Annotated in this window: 19 protein-coding genes; 8 read left to right on the top strand and 11 right to left on the bottom strand. The window is 63.6% G+C overall.

The features are described from left to right. Positions 1-155 precede the first annotated feature (155 nt). Positions 156-914, top strand: a complete 759-nt coding sequence (locus tag IV498_RS10930; protein WP_330059473.1) for an alpha-amylase family glycosyl hydrolase — start codon at positions 156-158, stop codon at positions 912-914. Between the two features lie 30 nt (positions 915-944). On the opposite strand, the gene IV498_RS10925 is transcribed toward IV498_RS10930, so the two are convergent. Then, positions 945-1,874, bottom strand: a complete 930-nt coding sequence (locus IV498_RS10925) for an acetamidase/formamidase family protein (protein WP_269046588.1) — start codon at positions 1,872-1,874, stop codon at positions 945-947. Between the two features lie 220 nt (positions 1,875-2,094). Between IV498_RS10925 and IV498_RS10920 the strand changes: the two genes are divergently transcribed. The 5 genes from IV498_RS10920 (at position 2,095) to IV498_RS10900 (ending at position 5,891) form a co-directional block, all read left to right on the top strand. After that, on the top strand, positions 2,095-2,643 hold the full coding sequence (locus IV498_RS10920; RefSeq protein ID WP_269046587.1) for a phosphohydrolase: 549 nt from the start codon (positions 2,095-2,097) through the stop codon (positions 2,641-2,643). A gap of 145 nt (positions 2,644-2,788) precedes the next feature. Next, positions 2,789-3,691: an ABC transporter substrate-binding protein gene (locus IV498_RS10915; RefSeq protein ID WP_269046586.1), complete on the top strand. Its 903-nt coding sequence runs from the start codon at positions 2,789-2,791 to the stop codon at positions 3,689-3,691. A 6-nt stretch (positions 3,692-3,697) separates the two neighbouring features. Then, positions 3,698-4,690, top strand: coding sequence for an amino acid ABC transporter permease (locus tag IV498_RS10910; protein WP_269046585.1), 993 nt, complete (start codon positions 3,698-3,700; stop codon positions 4,688-4,690). A gap of 11 nt (positions 4,691-4,701) precedes the next feature. Beyond that, a complete protein-coding gene (locus tag IV498_RS10905; protein WP_269046591.1) occupies positions 4,702-5,454 on the top strand; it encodes an amino acid ABC transporter ATP-binding protein in 753 nt (250 codons plus the stop codon). A gap of 17 nt (positions 5,455-5,471) precedes the next feature. Continuing rightward, complete coding sequence (locus tag IV498_RS10900; RefSeq protein ID WP_269046584.1) at positions 5,472-5,891, top strand: MarR family winged helix-turn-helix transcriptional regulator; 420 nt, start codon at positions 5,472-5,474, stop codon at positions 5,889-5,891. A gap of 51 nt (positions 5,892-5,942) precedes the next feature. Here IV498_RS10900 and rbsD read toward each other — a convergent pair whose 3' ends face one another. The 6 genes from rbsD to IV498_RS10870 all read right to left on the bottom strand — a co-directional run bounded on the left by rbsD (position 5,943) and on the right by IV498_RS10870 (position 11,888). Next, the gene (rbsD, locus tag IV498_RS10895) at positions 5,943-6,326 is read right to left on the bottom strand and encodes a D-ribose pyranase (protein ID WP_269046583.1); all 384 of its coding nucleotides are present in this window, start codon (positions 6,324-6,326) and stop codon (positions 5,943-5,945) included. Beyond that, on the bottom strand, positions 6,323-7,294 hold the full coding sequence (locus IV498_RS10890; RefSeq protein WP_269046582.1) for a ribokinase: 972 nt from the start codon (positions 7,292-7,294) through the stop codon (positions 6,323-6,325). Before IV498_RS10890 ends, rbsD begins: the two co-directional genes overlap by 4 nt. After that, on the bottom strand, positions 7,291-8,235 hold the full coding sequence (locus IV498_RS10885; RefSeq protein ID WP_269046581.1) for a substrate-binding domain-containing protein: 945 nt from the start codon (positions 8,233-8,235) through the stop codon (positions 7,291-7,293). Before IV498_RS10885 ends, IV498_RS10890 begins: the two co-directional genes overlap by 4 nt. A 93-nt stretch (positions 8,236-8,328) precedes the next feature. Then, on the bottom strand, positions 8,329-9,300 hold the full coding sequence (locus IV498_RS10880; protein ID WP_269046580.1) for an ABC transporter permease: 972 nt from the start codon (positions 9,298-9,300) through the stop codon (positions 8,329-8,331). A 19-nt stretch (positions 9,301-9,319) separates the two neighbouring features. After that, a complete protein-coding gene (locus tag IV498_RS10875) occupies positions 9,320-10,825 on the bottom strand; it encodes a sugar ABC transporter ATP-binding protein (RefSeq protein ID WP_269046579.1) in 1,506 nt (501 codons plus the stop codon). A gap of 1 nt (position 10,826) precedes the next feature. Further along, complete coding sequence (locus IV498_RS10870) at positions 10,827-11,888, bottom strand: LacI family DNA-binding transcriptional regulator (protein WP_269046578.1); 1,062 nt, start codon at positions 11,886-11,888, stop codon at positions 10,827-10,829. 217 nt (positions 11,889-12,105) lie between these two features. Here IV498_RS10870 and IV498_RS10865 point away from each other — a divergent pair, with 217 nt between their 5' ends. After that, positions 12,106-12,975, top strand: coding sequence for an aldo/keto reductase (locus IV498_RS10865; RefSeq protein ID WP_269046577.1), 870 nt, complete (start codon positions 12,106-12,108; stop codon positions 12,973-12,975). A gap of 73 nt (positions 12,976-13,048) precedes the next feature. Here IV498_RS10865 and IV498_RS10860 read toward each other — a convergent pair whose 3' ends face one another. From IV498_RS10860 to IV498_RS10845, 4 genes are all read right to left on the bottom strand, one after another. Next, complete coding sequence (locus tag IV498_RS10860) at positions 13,049-13,372, bottom strand: acylphosphatase (RefSeq protein ID WP_269046576.1); 324 nt, start codon at positions 13,370-13,372, stop codon at positions 13,049-13,051. 20 nt (positions 13,373-13,392) lie between these two features. After that, on the bottom strand, positions 13,393-13,677 hold the full coding sequence (locus tag IV498_RS10855; protein WP_269046575.1) for a hypothetical protein: 285 nt from the start codon (positions 13,675-13,677) through the stop codon (positions 13,393-13,395). Positions 13,678-13,782: 105 nt separating this feature from the next. Next, entirely contained in the window at positions 13,783-14,103 is a 321-nt protein-coding gene (locus tag IV498_RS10850; RefSeq protein ID WP_269046574.1) for a putative quinol monooxygenase, read from the bottom strand. Positions 14,104-14,213: 110 nt separating this feature from the next. Continuing rightward, positions 14,214-14,432: a hypothetical protein gene (locus tag IV498_RS10845; RefSeq protein WP_269046573.1), complete on the bottom strand. Its 219-nt coding sequence runs from the start codon at positions 14,430-14,432 to the stop codon at positions 14,214-14,216. A 104-nt stretch (positions 14,433-14,536) separates the two neighbouring features. Here IV498_RS10845 and IV498_RS10840 point away from each other — a divergent pair, with 104 nt between their 5' ends. Continuing rightward, the gene (locus IV498_RS10840; protein WP_269046572.1) at positions 14,537-15,676 is read left to right on the top strand and encodes an NAD(P)/FAD-dependent oxidoreductase; all 1,140 of its coding nucleotides are present in this window, start codon (positions 14,537-14,539) and stop codon (positions 15,674-15,676) included. The last annotated feature ends 91 nt before the right edge of the window (positions 15,677-15,767 follow it).

Here is a 15,767-nt window from a genome sequence, read left to right as displayed (position 1 = left end):
TATGGACCCGAAGACCTCGAACACGTCGCCCAGGAACTCAACGCCCGCCCCCGCAAAACACTGGGCTGGAATACCCCAGCCGAACAACTACGTGATCTACTAAGAGCCAGCTAAACCCGGGTGTTGCAACAACCCCTAGAATTCAAGCCACGTTCGTGCGCAACCATGACGAACTTACCCTGGACAAGCTCTCTGAGACCGAGCGCCAGGAGGTGTTCGCTGCCTTCGGGCCCGAGGAGCGGATGCAGCTGTACGGGCGCGGGCTGAAGCGGCGGTTGCCGCCCATGCTCGACGGCGATCCGCGCCGGATCCGGATGGTGTACTCCTTGCTGTTCTCCCTGCCGGGGACTCCGGTGCTGTTCTACGGCGAAGAGATCGGCATGGGGGAGAACCTGGAGGTGGAGGGGCGCCTGGCGGTTCGCACGCCGATGCAGTGGACCGACGGGCCCAACGGTGGCTTTTCCACTGCTGATCCGGCCAAGTTGGTGCGGCATGTCGTGCAGGGCGGCTATGGACCAGCACATGTTAATGCTGCCGCAGCCAGACGCGATCCGGACTCGTTGTGGAATTTCATGGCGCGGCTGATACGACGCTACCGTGAGTGCCCAGAGCTTGGCTGGGGACGGTTCGAGGTTCTGAAGCAGCCATTGCATTCGGTGCTGGCACACCGGTGCGTCTGGGATCAGAACAGCATGATCCTGGTGCACAACCTGGCCGCTGAGCCAGCCACCGTAGTGCTCAACCTCGATCTGAAGGACCTCCCGGAGAAGGCGAAGGAGCGGCCCCTTCTGCTGGACCTGTTGCTCGATGCGGACGTTCCCTTGTCCCCGGACGGCACGATCGAACTACAGTTGGGCGGTTACGATTACCGCTGGCTCCGCATTCCGAATTCCGCCGACTCACGGCTGCCGTGAAGCGCCCGCGATTCCGCCTGCTAAACCGGTTCAAGCCTGCGAAATGGCGCTGTGGCCAAGAACCGCATGGACCCCCCAGGTCTCGTTGGCAATTTGGGTGATCCGCAGATCCACCACGGAACTCGCCAGCGCCAGGGCACTGGTCCGTTCCATTCCATAGAGGGCCTGCATCCAAGTCAGCATCGCTTTGAGTGCCTCGGCCGTGGCGGCATTCAAATCCGGATTGAAGCCAAAGGTGATTCTCGCCGTGGGCGTGATCGCATGTACCGAAGGCAACGCCGGATCAGCGACCAGGTCCACAATAATGCGGGATTCCATCCCGCACTCGATGGCCGTGCCACCAACTTCTCCATCTCCCTGGGCGGCGTGACCGTCGCCAACGCACAACATTGCCTCCGGGACAGTAACCGGCAGGAACAAGGTGGATCCGGCCACGAGTTCGCGGCAGTCAATGTTTCCACCGCCGTCCGCACGCGGAGGAGTTGTCGAAAACGAGCCCGGCCGCTGCGGAGGAACGCCGACGACGCCCAAAAACGGGCTCAGCTTGATGCTCTGCCCCAAATCATTGGTCCCCGTTTGCCGCACCGCATCCAACTGCCACAGCAGCCATTGCGGCACCCCTGGCTCGACGCCAAGGGCCCGGGTAAAGGCGTCGCTGCGGCGTCCGGCCGCGGTCCAGCCCCAGGAATCCGGTGTGAAGGAGACAAAATTTACTGCCAGCATGTCGCCCGGCATGGCGCCCCGGACGGCAATTGGTCCGGTCAGGCAATGCCCCAGGCGTTCGGGAAACATCTGGGCCTTGACTTCCCCGGGAACAGTCTGCGGCTCCAGGTGGCCCCAGGCATCCAGCGAGCGCACGGCTACCGTGTCGCCTGGATCAATTGTCAGGGCCGGTGGCGTCTTCCGGTCGAACGTCTGCGTGACGGTGTCGGGGGTGGGAATGAGTTGGTGAGTTCGCACGGTGGCCTTTCCACAGTTGTCCATCGGGAATGAAGGCAATACACGATTGCCTGCAACACTACGAAAACTACCCCCTTTTGTATACCAACCGCGCATCGGACCGTGCCGGAAGTGCCGATAATCGCGTCCCCGACTGCCCGCTGGCTAGGCTGGACTGAGCACACGCCCATGCGGGTGGAAACGCAGCAGTCGAAAAGATGGCAAACGAAGAGGATGAGACATGAGCACGCCCGGATTCACCGTCCACACGGCTATGGTGCTGGCGGAGGTCGCACACGATCGGCAAAAGGACAAGCTCAAGCGCCCGTACCGCGAGCACGTTCAGGCCGTGGGCGACGCGTTGGCGGACTTCGACGACGACGTCCGGATGGCGGGCTACCTGCATGACATTGCCGAGGACACTCCAATCTCCAAACGGGCACTGTTGGAAATGGGCGTCCCGCCCAGGGTCGTGGCGATCATCGAAAGGGTGTCCATAAACCTGCAGGACACCCCGGATGACTATCCTGCCTTCATCCGCTTCATTGCCGAAGACCGCGACGCCACACTGGTGAAAATAGCCTCCAACGCCCACCATTCGCTGCCCGAGCGGGTGCAGGCCTTGGCGGAAAAGTGGCCAGATAAGGCCCCCACCACGAGGTACAGCGAAGCCCGTGAAATCCTCTACCGGGCGGTTCCGGAAGCTGATGTGCTGCTGATCTTGAATCGGATCAATCCCGACCTGATCGCAGAACTCAGCCGGATTCCCGGCCACGACCCGCAGGCCTGACGCCGTCGAACGCTGACCCGCGGCGGTTAAGCTGTGGCCAAACCGCAACGCGACCGGGACGGCCACCGTGACCTCGGCGCGCAGGGGTGGGATAGGCTTCGGACCACTGCGCTACTTTGCACAGCTCAATGGAGAGAAGCATCATATGCGGTCCCGAATTGTCATCACCTCCGTTTTTGCCGCCGCTGCCCTGCTGCTCACGGGGTGCGTCGACAACAGCACGCCGTCGGCCGCCGGCCCCGCGTCGGACTCGGCCGGCACCACGACGGTGGCGAAGAACGACTCCATCGCCGCCCTGCTGCCGGACAAGATCAAAACCGCCGGCGTCCTGAACGTGGGGATGGCCAACAACTACCCGCCCAATGAGTTCAAGGATGACAATGGCAAGCCGGCCGGCTGGTCGGTGGACCTGACCAACGCACTGGGCCAGATGCTGGGGCTGAAGGTCAACTTCGACATAGGCACGTTCGACAACATTTTGCCCGCTATTAAGGCCGGCAAGGACGACATGGGGATGTCCTCGTTCACCGACACTGTGGAGCGGGAAAAGCAGGTGGACTTCGTGAATTACTACACTGCGGGCATCCAATGGGCCTCACCGAAGGGCAAGACGGTGGACCCGAACAACGCCTGCGGACTCAAGGTCGGGGTTCAGGCCACCACCTACGAGGACACGCACGAGGTGCCGGCCAAGTCCAAGGCGTGCACCGATGCCGGCAAGGCCGCCATCAAGATTTTCAAATACGATGCGCAGGATCAGGCCACCAACGCCCTGGCCGTTGGGCAAGTGGACGCCATGAGCGCGGACTCGCCGGTCACCTTGTATGCCATCTCCAAGACCAAGGACAAATTGCAGACCGCCGGCGATGCCTTCGAGGTAGCGCCGTACGGGATGCCTGTTGCTAAGGATTCTGCCTTCAAACCGGTGCTCCAGAAGGCGCTGCAAGCCCTGATCGACGACGGAAGCTACGGCAAAATCCTGAGCAAGTGGGGCGTTGAAAGCGGCGGATTGAAGACGGCGACCATCAATGTCGCAGCCAAACCGTAGGCTGCCATGACGTCGCGGGCACAGCGCGGAGCAGCCAAGCCTGATCCGGATTCCCCCTCTCCGGATCAGGAGGGAGAGGCCATCGAGGCCATCCCGCTGCGCCACCCCTGGCGGTTCCTGATCGCCGTCGTCCTGATCATTCTGGTGGCGGTGTTCCTTCTCGATGCGGCCCAGCGCGAGGACTACGGCTGGTCCGACGTCGGCAAGTACATTTTCGATAAGCGGATCTCCCAGGCGGCGCTGGTCACGCTCCAGCTCACCGTGTACTCGATGGTTCTCGCGATCGTGCTGGGACTGCTGCTGGCGATCATGCGGCTGTCACCAAACCCGGTGGTCAAGAGTGTCGCATGGCTTTACCTGTGGATCTTCCGCGGCACTCCGGTCTACGTCCAGCTGGTGTTCTGGGGCATCGTGTCGCTGATCTATCCGGTGTTCACCATCGGAATTCCGTTTATGGCACCGTGGATTTCGGTGCCAAATGGCATCTTCACCAACCTGTTCCTGACCGCCGTCATCGGGCTGGCCCTTAACGAGGCCGCCTACATGTCCGAAATCGTGCGTGCGGGGCTGCTCTCGGTCGACGACGGCCAGGAAGAAGCCTCGCGCGCGTTGGCCATGTCGTGGGGGCAGACAATGCGTTATATCGTCGTGCCGCAGTCCATGCGGATCATCATCCCGCCCACCGGCAACGAAGTGATTTCGATGCTCAAGACCACCTCGCTGGTGGCGGCGATACCGCTGAGCATCGATCTCTATGGCGTCTCGCGCGGCATTTCAGCCGTGACCTTCACCCCCGTGCCACTGCTGATCGTTGCGTCCATCTGGTACCTGCTGTTCACTTCGATCCTGATGGTGGGACAACACTTCATCGAGAAGCGCTTCGCACGTGGAACTGGTCAGCACAAGCCAGGCAGACGACGCTCCAGGATGATTGCGATGCCTGGCGCCGGCACCGGCATAGGTGAGCCTCCGGGCAACGACTTTGGAGGCAAGCATTGAGCCAGACAACCATGGTTTCCGCCGACCGCGTCTCCAAAAGCTTCGGCTCCAACCAAGTGCTAAAGAGCATTACTCTGACGGTCAAGGCCGGCGAGGTGCTGTGCATCGTGGGACCAAGCGGGTCCGGGAAGTCCACCTTCCTGCGCTGCATCAACCATCTGGAGAGGGTGGACGCCGGCCGCCTCTCGGTGGAGGGCCAGTTGGTCGGGTACCGCGAAAAGGCCGGCAAGCTCTACGAGCTCAAACCCAAGGAAGCCGCCTTCCAGCGCCGCGACATCGGCATGGTGTTCCAGCGCTTTAACCTTTTTCCGCATCTAACCGCGCTGGAGAACATCAGCCAGGCGCCGATGCGGGTTAAGGGACTGTCCAAGGCCAGGGCCACCGCGCGGGCCAATGAACTGCTGGAGCGCGTGGGCCTGGGGGATAAAGGTGACCACTACCCTGCCCACCTCTCCGGCGGCCAGCAGCAGCGCGTGGCGATTGCCCGCGCCTTGGCCATGGACCCGAAGCTGATGCTGTTCGACGAACCCACCAGCGCCCTGGACCCGGAGTTGGTGGGCGAAGTCCTGGATGTTATGCAGGAGCTGGCCAAGAGCGGCATGACCATGATTGTGGTAACTCACGAAATGGGCTTTGCCCGAGAAGTAGCCGACGCGCTGGTCTTTATGGACGGCGGCGTGGTGGTGGAATCCGGGAATCCACGCGAAGTGCTCGCCAATCCGCAGCATGCCCGCACCCAGGCCTTCCTCGCAAAGGTGCTCTGACTTTGTATAGTGAGCACATGGCACCTCAACGTCCCCTTGGATATTGGCTGAAGCTGGTTGATGGGCTCATCAACGAACAGTTCGATGCGCTCGTCGAAGAACACGGCGTGACCCGACGGCAATGGCAGATTATGAATGTGCTGGCCGGCAGTCCGTCATCGGAAGCGGAACTGACCGACGTCCTCAAACCCTTTTTCGGCTCCGGGCCGGAGGTTTCCGCGGCGGAACCCGTCGCCGAGCTGGTCGAGAGCGGATGGGTGGCGGTGGAGGACGACCTGTACACCTTGACCGAACTCGGCCGCGAAAGCCTGCACCGGCTCACCGGCGTCGTGGATCAGCAGCGGCAGGGGATCACTGCGGGGATTCCGGCAGATGAATACGAAGCTGCTCTGGATGTTCTGCAGCGGATGGCCCGCAATCTGGGCTGGAGCGAATAACGCGCCGTCCACGGCACGGCGGACATTGCCCGGCCCCGTATGGCACGCCGCTTAGAACGCGACGCCGCAGTACAGCGCCGCGTTGGCGTAGGCGGTTGCCTCGCCGGTGCGGATGAACAGTTTCGCCGAGGCACTGAGGTCCTTAAGGCTGTCGTGACTGATGTAGTCCAGCTGCGCAAAACGCCGCGTCAGCCAAGGCTGCGCCAGGGTCGATTTAACTTCCTCTGCGGCGACGCAGCGTTCCACCACAATGTCGGCCAGCAGTGCATCCAGCACCTGCTCCAAGCGCGGTATTCCGCGCACCAGGGCCAGATCCACCACCGTCACACCGGCAGGTGCGGGCAGGCCGCAGTCGGCCACCAGAATCAGATCGGTGTGCCCAAGCTTGCTGAGCGCAAAATTCAGTTCGGCATTGAGGATACCGGTTTTCTTCACGTGTGCACCGCCGGAAGCTCGTCGTTCAGCATGGGATAGGACGGCTGAGTTCCCTCGCTCAGCACCGCGAAGGCTCCGACACGCACGGCCAGCCGCACCGCCGCCGCGAGGGTGTCCCCGACAGCCAGCCGGGCGCTCAGCGCACCGACGAATGCGTCGCCGGCGCCCGAGGTATCCACAGCAATCACCGTCGGCGCCGGCATCTCCTGCGTGCCGGCGTCGTCCGCACAAATCGCACCGAGCGCTCCGCGCGTGAGAACCACGGAGGGAACGCCGCAGGCGCGCAGCCCCGCCACCAGTTCCACATCGGCCAGTTCCACACCTGCCAGTTCCACACCGGCACTGGATGGCTTGGTTTCGGCCCGCAGCGCGGACAGGACGAGGGCGGCTTCGTGCTCGTTGACCACCAACGGATCCGCGCGCAGGATCACCGCCGTCTCCAGCTCGATCACCGGCGCCAGGTTCAGCACCAACCGGCCGGTGGCCAAGCGCGCGGCGGCGGCGATGCCGGCAGCCGGGATCTCGCCCTGCAGCACCAGCACCGCTGCCCCGGCGATGACGCCGGCGGATCGGGTAACGCTCTCGCCGACCACCGCGGCGTTGGCGCCGGGCAGCACCACAATGGTGTTCTCGCCGTCGTCGGCAACGGTGATCAACGCCAGGCCTGAGGGACCCGGCACCCGCTGCACCGCGGTCAGATCCACTCCGGCGTCCAGCAGCAGCGCCGTCGCATCGTCGGCCCGGCCGTCGCTGCCCACCGCACCGACCAGGGCCACCGCGGCTCCAAGGCGGGCGGCTGCCACCGCCTGGTTGGCGCCCTTACCGCCCGGCAGCAGCACCATAGAGGTCCCGATCAGGGTCTCGCCCGGGCGTGGGTGCCGGTTCACGCGGACCACCTGATCCACATTGATCGAACCGACCACCACCACCTGACCGGAGACCGGAGAAACTACGGCAGGTTTATTCACTTGGCGTAGTCGCCCACATTTGCCTTGGTTACCGAGACAACCTGCACCGGAACCGTCTTGTCGACCTTTTCACCCTTGATGGCCTTCGCGGCCAGTTGGACGGCGAGCTGGCCAAGTTTGGCCGGCTGCTGAGCGATGGTGGCAACCAGGGTGCCCTTCTTGATGGCAGCCAGTCCGTCGGCGGTGCCGTCAAAGCCGACAACCTTGACGTCCTTACCGGCCTTGGCGCCAAGTGCCTGGATCGCGCCCAGCGCCATTTCATCATTTTCCGCGAACACGCCTGTGACGCCGGGATGAGCCTGCAGCAGGTTGGTGGTGACATCCAGTGCCGTTGCCCGATCGAAATTCGCCGTCTGCTTGGCCACCACCTTGATGTTCGGGAAGGCCTTCAGTCCCTCCGTGAAGCCCTGCCCACGGTCGCGGCTGGCCGAGGTCCCGGCCACGCCCTGCAGCACCAGAATGCTGCCCTTTTCGCCCATTGCCTTCGCCAGTTCCTCGGCCGCCTGCTTGCCGCCGGCCACGTTGTCGCTGGCCACCAGCGAGGTGAGGTCGGCGCCATTGACGGTCCGGTCCACGGCGATAACCGGCAGTCCGGCCTTGATCAAGGTGTTCACAGAGGACGCCGCGGCGTCCGAATCCACCGGATTCACGATGACGGCCTTGGTGCTTCCAGTGGCGGCGGTGGCCAGCTGGTTCGCCTGGGTGGCGGAGTCGTTCTGTGCATCGACTATCTCCAGCTGTACGCCGGCATCCTTTGCCGCGGCCTGTGCACCGTCACGGACCTCGACGAAGAACGGATTATTCAGCGTGGACAGGGCCATCACCACCTTGGGGCTGGCCGCACCGGCCTCTCCCCCACCTCGGTTGCAGGCCGTCGCTCCGGTGAGGAGAACGGCGGTGGTGGCTGCGACTGCGGCCAGTTGGCGGAATGAGAGCTTCATTGTTCTTTCCTTAGGTTGGGATTTTATCTGCGTTAGTTCTGCGGGAGTTGAGCGTTAGTTCTGCGTCAGGTTCTGCGGGAGTTGAGCGAAAGTTCAGCTGCTGCGGGTCTTGCGCCGGAGCACGTCGATGCCCACGGCCAGGGCGATCACGACGCCGATGACCACCTGCTGCCAGAACGAGGTGACGTTGAGCAAGTTAAGACCGTTGCGGATCACCACCAGCACCAAGGCGCCGACAAAGGTTCCGGAGATCCGGCCCAGCCCGCCGGCCAGTGAGGCACCGCCGATCACGACGGCGGCAATGGCGTCCAGTTCGTAGCCCGTGGCGGCCTGCGGCTGGGCCGAGTCAAGCCTCCCGGCCAGCAGCACGCCGGCGAGGGCAGCGAAAAGCCCGGCCAGGCCGAAGACGATGACAAGGATCCGCTTGACTGGCAAGCCCGACAGCCGTGCAGCTTCGGCGTTGCCGCCTACGGCATACATGGAGCGGCCGACGACGGTCCGGTTCAGCAGGAACGACGCCACCAGGGCGGCAATCACCAGGATCACGATGGGCATCGGGACCGGTCCCAGATTGCCACCCAGAAAGGAGACTTCCGGGGAGGTCTTGATGGGCCGGCCGTCGGATATCACCAGGGTCAACCCGCGGGCGACGCTCAGCATGGCCAAAGTGGCGATGAAAGACGGCAGTTTGCCGTAGGCGCTGGCCAGGCCGTTGACCACGCCGGCCAACAGTCCAGCCGCCAGTCCGCCCAGCAGTGCCAGCCAGCCGGGCAGCCCGGCGCTGACAAAAAACCAGCCGGAGACCATGGCGGAGAGCGCCGCGACCGATCCGACCGACAGGTCGATGCCGCCGGCCACAATGACAAAGGTCATGCCGAAGGCCAGCACCGCCACGGTGGAAACCTGAATGCCGATATTGAGCAGGTTCCGGCCGGTCAGGAAATCCGGTGTCGCTATGAACAGGGCGAGGCAGAGCACCACCAGGCCCACCAGCGCACCGTTGTTGGCCAGGAATTTTTTGTAGTCAAAACCGCGTCGTTTTGCGTCAAGGGTTGCAGCGGACATGAGGAACGTACCTTCTCTCTCAGTGCTCTTCGTCGACATCGCGGGCGGCGAGCGTCATGACTTTGTCTTGGGTGGCCTCGGCGGCGCTGAACTCGCCGGCGAGCCGGCCGTCCCGCAGCACCAGGATGCGGTCGCTCATGCCCAACACTTCGGGCAGTTCGCTGGAGACCATCACGATCGCTCCGCCCGCGTCGGTGATCGCATTCATCAGCTCATAGATCTCCACCTTCGCGCCGACGTCGACTCCGCGGGTAGGTTCGTCCAGCAGCAGCACTGTGGAGGCAGCAATAATCCAGCGGCCAAAGACGGCCTTTTGCTGGTTTCCACCAGACAGGGACCGGACCGGCTGATCGATGGTGTGCATCCGGATCCGCACGGTCCTGGCCACAGCTTCCGCCCGGCCGCGCTGGCCGGAAAAATCGGACAGCCCCATCCGTGCACTGGATGAAAGGGTGGCGTAGCCCAGGTTTTCATTGACCGAGGCGTCCAGCACCAGCCCCTGACCCTTGCGGTCCTCCGGGACGTGGCCAAGTCCGGCACGGATGGCGGCCTGCACACTGCCCTTGGTCAAGCGGCGTCCGCGGACCTTCACCTCCCCGGAGTCATACCTATCCGCCCCCGCAATGGCCCGGATCAGTTCCGTGCGCCCGGCTCCCACCAGCCCGGAAATCCCCAGCACTTCCCCTGCCCGGACGGTGAAACTGATGTCCTCGAACTTCCCTTTCGAGCTCAGGTGCTCCACGGCCAGGATCTCGGCGGGCAGGTCAGCGGCCGAAGACCGGCGCGGAAACTGGTCTTCGATGCTGCGCCCCACCATCAGCCGCACAAGTTCATCCTCGTCCGTGGACGCAGGAACTTCGGCGACAAATTCGCCGTCGCGCAGCACCGTCACGCTGTCGCCGATTTCGGCAATCTCATCCAAGTGGTGACTGATGAACAACATCCCCACGCCCTGCCGGCGAAGGTCCGCCACCACCTTGAAAAGACTCTGCGTCTCGTGCCGGGTCAAAGCGGCCGTGGGCTCGTCGAGAATGAGGATGCGCGCGGAAATGCTCAGGGCCTTGGCTATCTCCACCAGTTGCTGGCGGGCGATGCCCAGTTCGCCCACCGGGGTATCGACGTCCACGTCGAGCCCGATCAGCTCCATAGCAGCGCGTGCCTGCCGCCGCATCGCCTTCCGGTCGACCAAGCCGAACTTTTTCGGCATCCGGCCCAGCATCACGTTTTCCGCGACGCTCATGGTACCCACCAGGTTCAGTTCCTGGTGGATGGTCGCAATTCCGTGCTCTTCGGCGGCCCGCGTGGAGGGCAGGCTGACCGGCTTCCCGTCGATCAGGATTTGCCCGCCGTCAGGCTGGTACACCCCTGCCATCATCTTGATCAGCGTGGACTTGCCGGCGCCATTCTCGCCCAGCAGCACCTGTACCGCACCGGCGTGGACACTGACCGTCACATCCTTGATCACGTTCACCGGACCAAAGGATTTGCTCACCTGCTTCAGCGTGAGAAGGGGATGCTCGCTCATGTTAGTTCTTCCTTAGGCTGGAGACTGATCCCGCGGGGTTGGGCGTGCTGGAGGAGGCCCGGACGATGAGTTCGCTGGGCAGCACCACCGACTCCGGCGTGCCGCCGTCGATGACCTGCAGCAGCAGCTCCACGGCGGCGCGGCCCATGTTCTCCACGCTGTGCGAGATAACGCTCAGTGCGGGATTGAGCAGGGCAAACCACTCGATGTCATCGAAGGCCACCAGTGCGATGTCCGCTCCGATCCGCACATCCATCCGGTGCAGCATGGCCACGGCTCCCACGGCCATCGGAGAGTCCGCGGCCAGGATCGCCGTGGGCGGTTGATCCAGCCTCAGCAGCGCGTCCACGCCGGACGAACCGCTGGCTGCCTGGAAGTCGCCGAAGTACACCAGCGAGGGATCCTGCGACAGGAAATTATCAGCGACGGCTTTGGTGTAGGCAGTGAATCGTTCCCGGCCCGTGGAGATGGTCTGCGGACCGGCGATATAGCCGATCCGTGTGTGGCTCTGGCCGGCGAGGTGCTCCACTGCCTGCCGGATTCCGTGTCCGCTGTCGGTGGTGACGCTGGGAAGGTTGATGCCCTCCACCGTCCGGTCCACGAAAATGGTGGGGATCCGGCGGTTCAGGAGCGACCGGATGGCGCCGCTGCCATCCCCTTGCGGTGCGACAATGATTCCGTCCACCCGCTGTGAGATCAGCGTATTCAGGTAGCGGTCCTGCTGATCTTCACGCTCGTTCGCGTTGCCGAGCAAAATGACATATCCATGAGCCAGCGCGGCCTGCTCCACGGAATGGGCCAGATCTGCGAAGAAGGGGTTTCGCACATCGGAAACCAGCAGACCAATCGTGTGGGTGCGGGCGGAGCGCAGCGAACGGGCCTGGGCATTGGGGTGGAAATCCAAGCGTTCGACGGCGGCCGCGACACGTTCGCGGGACGCGGCCGATGTGGCGGGATTGCCGGACAAGACGCGGGAGGCGGTGCCGACGGAGACGCCGGCGGCCGCCGCAACGTCTTTGATGGTTACCGTCGTCATCCTTGCCACTTCCTCGTGAACATTCATGGAACCGATTCCATGGAACCGTTTCCACGATACGAGGACCACTCCGAATATGTCAAGAAAAAGCAGGTTACGGGCAGAGCGGCCCCGCTGTGCGCTCCAGCAACCCGGCAACCCGGAAGCAGCTGGCGCGGTACCACAGCGCTAGCCGACGCAGTCAGCTCGACGGGCACCGGGGGATCGGCGGAATAGTGCCCCGCAGGCCGTCGTTGGCGCAGGTATGACTACCGAATACCTAAAAACCTCCAGCCCGGTCTCGACCATCGATCTGCTGGACCTCGGGAAAGTGCACAGGCTCGGCTTCGGCGCCATGCGTATCGTCGGCGACGGCATCTGGGGAGAGCCCGCCGACCGGAAGACCGCCATCGCCGTCGTGCGCCGCGCCGTCGAACTGGGCGTGGACTTTATCGACACCGCAGACTCCTACGGACCGAACATCAGCGAGGAGATCATCGCCGAAGCCGTGCATCCATACAAGGAAGGGCTGCGGATCGCCACCAAAGTAGGCTTTACCCGCACCGGCCCTAACGCGTGGGTGCCGGTGGGGCGGGCGGAATACCTGCGCCAGCAGACCGAGCTGAGCCTGCGCAAGCTCAAAGTCGAGGCGCTGGATCTGCTGCAGCTGCACCGCATTGACCCCAAAGTCGACGCCGAGGAGCAGTTCGGCGTGCTGCGCGACCTGCAGCAGGAAGGCAAGGTCAAGGCTCTGGGATTGTCCGAGGTCAGCGTGGAGCAGCTGAAGGCAGCCGGAGAATTTTTCACTGTCTCCACCGTGCAGAATCGCTACAACCTCACCGACCGCAGTTCCGAGGTCGTGCTGGATTATGCGACCCAGAACGGAATCGGCTTCATCCCCTGGGCTCCAATTTCCGCCGGCAAGCTCGCACAGCCGGGCGGCCCGCTGGATGCAGCGGCCAAACGTCTGGGCGCCACCGCATCGCAGGTTGCCTTGGCTTGGCTGCTGCGACGCTCACCGGTCATCATGCCGATTCCCGGCACCGGTTCACTGCAGCACCTGGAGGAAAACGTGGGTGCCGCCGCAGTTGAGTTGGATGACGCCACCTATCAGGAACTCGACGCCGCGCGCTAAGAATTCGGCCTTGGATTCGCCGCTGCATAGTAATAAGACTGACCTGCGGTCCCGCATGCGCCGGGACCGCAGGTCAGTCTTGAATGCGGAACTCAATGCAGTCCGGGTCAGCGGATGAAACGTCTTGGACGATCCGTTCCACCCGCCCGGGTGCCTCCCTCGACCTCAGACGGAGCACGAGCTCCTCAACACTGGCCCGCGGACCTTGCGCGATCAGCCGCACTGATCCGTCCGATTCGTTGGCCACGGAGCCCGTTAGAGCCAGTTCGTCGGCCTGCCTTGCCGTCCACCAGCGGAATCCGACGCCCTGGACGGTGCCCCTGATCACGACCGTCGCGCGGATGAGATCCGCACCCTCCGCGTGTGCCGATGAATCGGATTCCGGACCAGACGGCATGTCACCCGCGGAATCCGGGGTCAGCGGATGGGTGGGATCGGCGTTACCGGCTGCTCCGGCCAGCCGGGCGGGTCCTCGACGGGATCCTTGCCTGGATCTCCAACGTGGCCTGCGTCCGGGTTTCCCTGGGGATCACCCAATGGATCAAGATCCGGATCCTGCGTCGGATCCCCCAGTGGCTTGGCATCCGGGTTCTCTGTGGGGTCACTGCCCGGAGGAGGCTCCGGCGCCGGCGTGGAACCGCCAGGTACGGTGTCCTCGAAGGGTTGCCTACCGCTGTTCGTCCTGTTTTCTGCTGCTTCCATTTCGTCTCCTCCTTGAGTGGTGCCGAGCCGACTAAAGAACCGGGCCCGAGACCTTCCTTTCACCCTACGCGTCGCCGCAGCAGCGCGAAAGGGTGGTGGGTAGGATCAGCGGATGGTCAGTTCCCCCATCCGGCCCCACCCTTCGGCGCCGATCTTTTCGCTGATAATCTGCGGGGTTTCAGCCAGTGCCTGCGGCATATCATCCATGGCTTTGGTGAAATGTCCGCTGTCCACATGGTCGCCAGCAGCGTCGTCCTGGAAGGCTTCCACAAGGACGAATTCATTTGGATTCTCCACACTGCGGGACCAGTCGAACCACAAATTCCCCGGTTCTTTCCGGGTCGCTTCCGTGAAGTCACGGGTCAATTCCAGCCAGCGCTCGCTCCAGTCCGGCTTGACGTTGAATTTGACGACGATGAAGATCATGTCCGGTTTACCTTCCCACGTTCGCAGCATCGCGCGCCGAAGCCCGGCCCGCAATTGCAGCTGCTTCTGCCATTCTGCCCCGGGCCATACCGGGCAGCTAAAATTCGCGGCTAGGAAACCGCTTCGGACTCGGTTCCCTCGCGGTGTTCAAATTCCTCATCGATATCCCAATGCCGGAATTCGGTTTCCGGGTCTGGCTCGCCCTCAACGATATATTCGCGGTCGAGCTGGCGCTGCACCTGACTGTCGAGAACCTGCAGCACCGGGTCAGAAAGGACGCTGAGATCTTCAGGGAAACTGTCTTCGGGGGTAAGGCGCAGCTGGCTCATCGCGGCGTTTCTTTCTCTGACTGGGACAATGCTCCGATTCTCCGGCAGATTGCCTTCCGGAACAAGTTACTGCGCCGGAAATCGGTGCGGTGTAGTTTGGTGCCGTGAACACGCACCACGTTCTCGTTGTCGGAAGCGGAGCAGCGGGCGCCAGCACGGCCTATGCCCTGGCTCGAAAGGGCGCCCGGGTCACGTTGGTGGACTCAGATTATGAGGGCCAGGCCACGGCCGCGGGCGCCGGCATCGTCCAGCCTTGGAGCACCGAGGCCACGGGAACGTTCCAGCACTTTTACACCGCCGGGGCGGAGTATTATCCGACGCTGATCGCGGATCTCAACGCATCGGGTGTGCCGGATATCGGCTACCGGCGATCTGGTGCGCTCATCGTCAGCAGGGACGCCGGCCGTTTGGACCAAGTTAATGACCGGGTGGCGGCACGGGCGCGCGGATCGGCGCTGGCCGGCGAGGTTGCGCGTATGGGTAATGCACGGGCCAGGGAGCTGTTCCCTCCGCTGGCCAAAGACCTCGAAGGCCTCTATATCAGCGGCGGTGCGCGGGTGGACGGCCGCACTTTGCGCAACGCTCTCATTCGTGCCATGTGCCGGCATGGCGGAAGCCTCGTGGCTGGCGTAGCACGACTGGAGCACTCCTCCTCCCATTCCGGCTCCTCCCACCCCGGCGTTTCGGTGTGGGTCGGTGACCACGCGATTCCGGCAGACGCCGTCGTCGTTGCCGCCGGCGCCTGGACGAACGCCGTGCTGCGCCCGCTTGGACGTAGGCTGCCCATCGAGCCACAGCGCGGGCAGATCACCCACCTGCGGCTGCCTGGTGCGGACACCGCGCGGTGGCCTACCGTGCATCCACTCACCGGCCACTATCTGGTGGCATTTGAAGATTCCCGTATCGTCATCGGCGCCACCAGGGAGACGGGCAGTGGTTTTGACCCGCGGGTGACAGCCGCCGGCCAGCTCCAGATCCTCACCAACGCACTCGAAATTGCACCCGGGCTGGCGGACGCGACGTTCATCGAGACACGCGTCGGACTGCGCCCGGTGTCCGGAAATGAACTGCCCTTCATCGGGCCAGTTACCGGCATTCCGGGCCTGTACGTCAATGCCGGCTTCGGTGCTGTCGGTCTTACCATGGGCCCCTACGCCGGGAATCTCCTCAGCGACCTGATTTTGCAGACAACCCCTGGAACTGCACCGAAAACTGATGAGGGCGGTCTGCTGACTGCGCTATGAGCACCGCGGCAGGTGGCTGATGGCAGCTGGCCGGGGACAGGTAACTGATGGCTGATGGCTGCTGGCCGGGGACAGGTAACTGATGGCTGAT

The organism is Paenarthrobacter sp. Z7-10, assembly GCF_026932795.1.
GTDB lineage: Bacteria > Actinomycetota > Actinomycetes > Actinomycetales > Micrococcaceae > Arthrobacter_M.
This window is presented reverse-complemented; position numbering and strand designations above follow the sequence as displayed.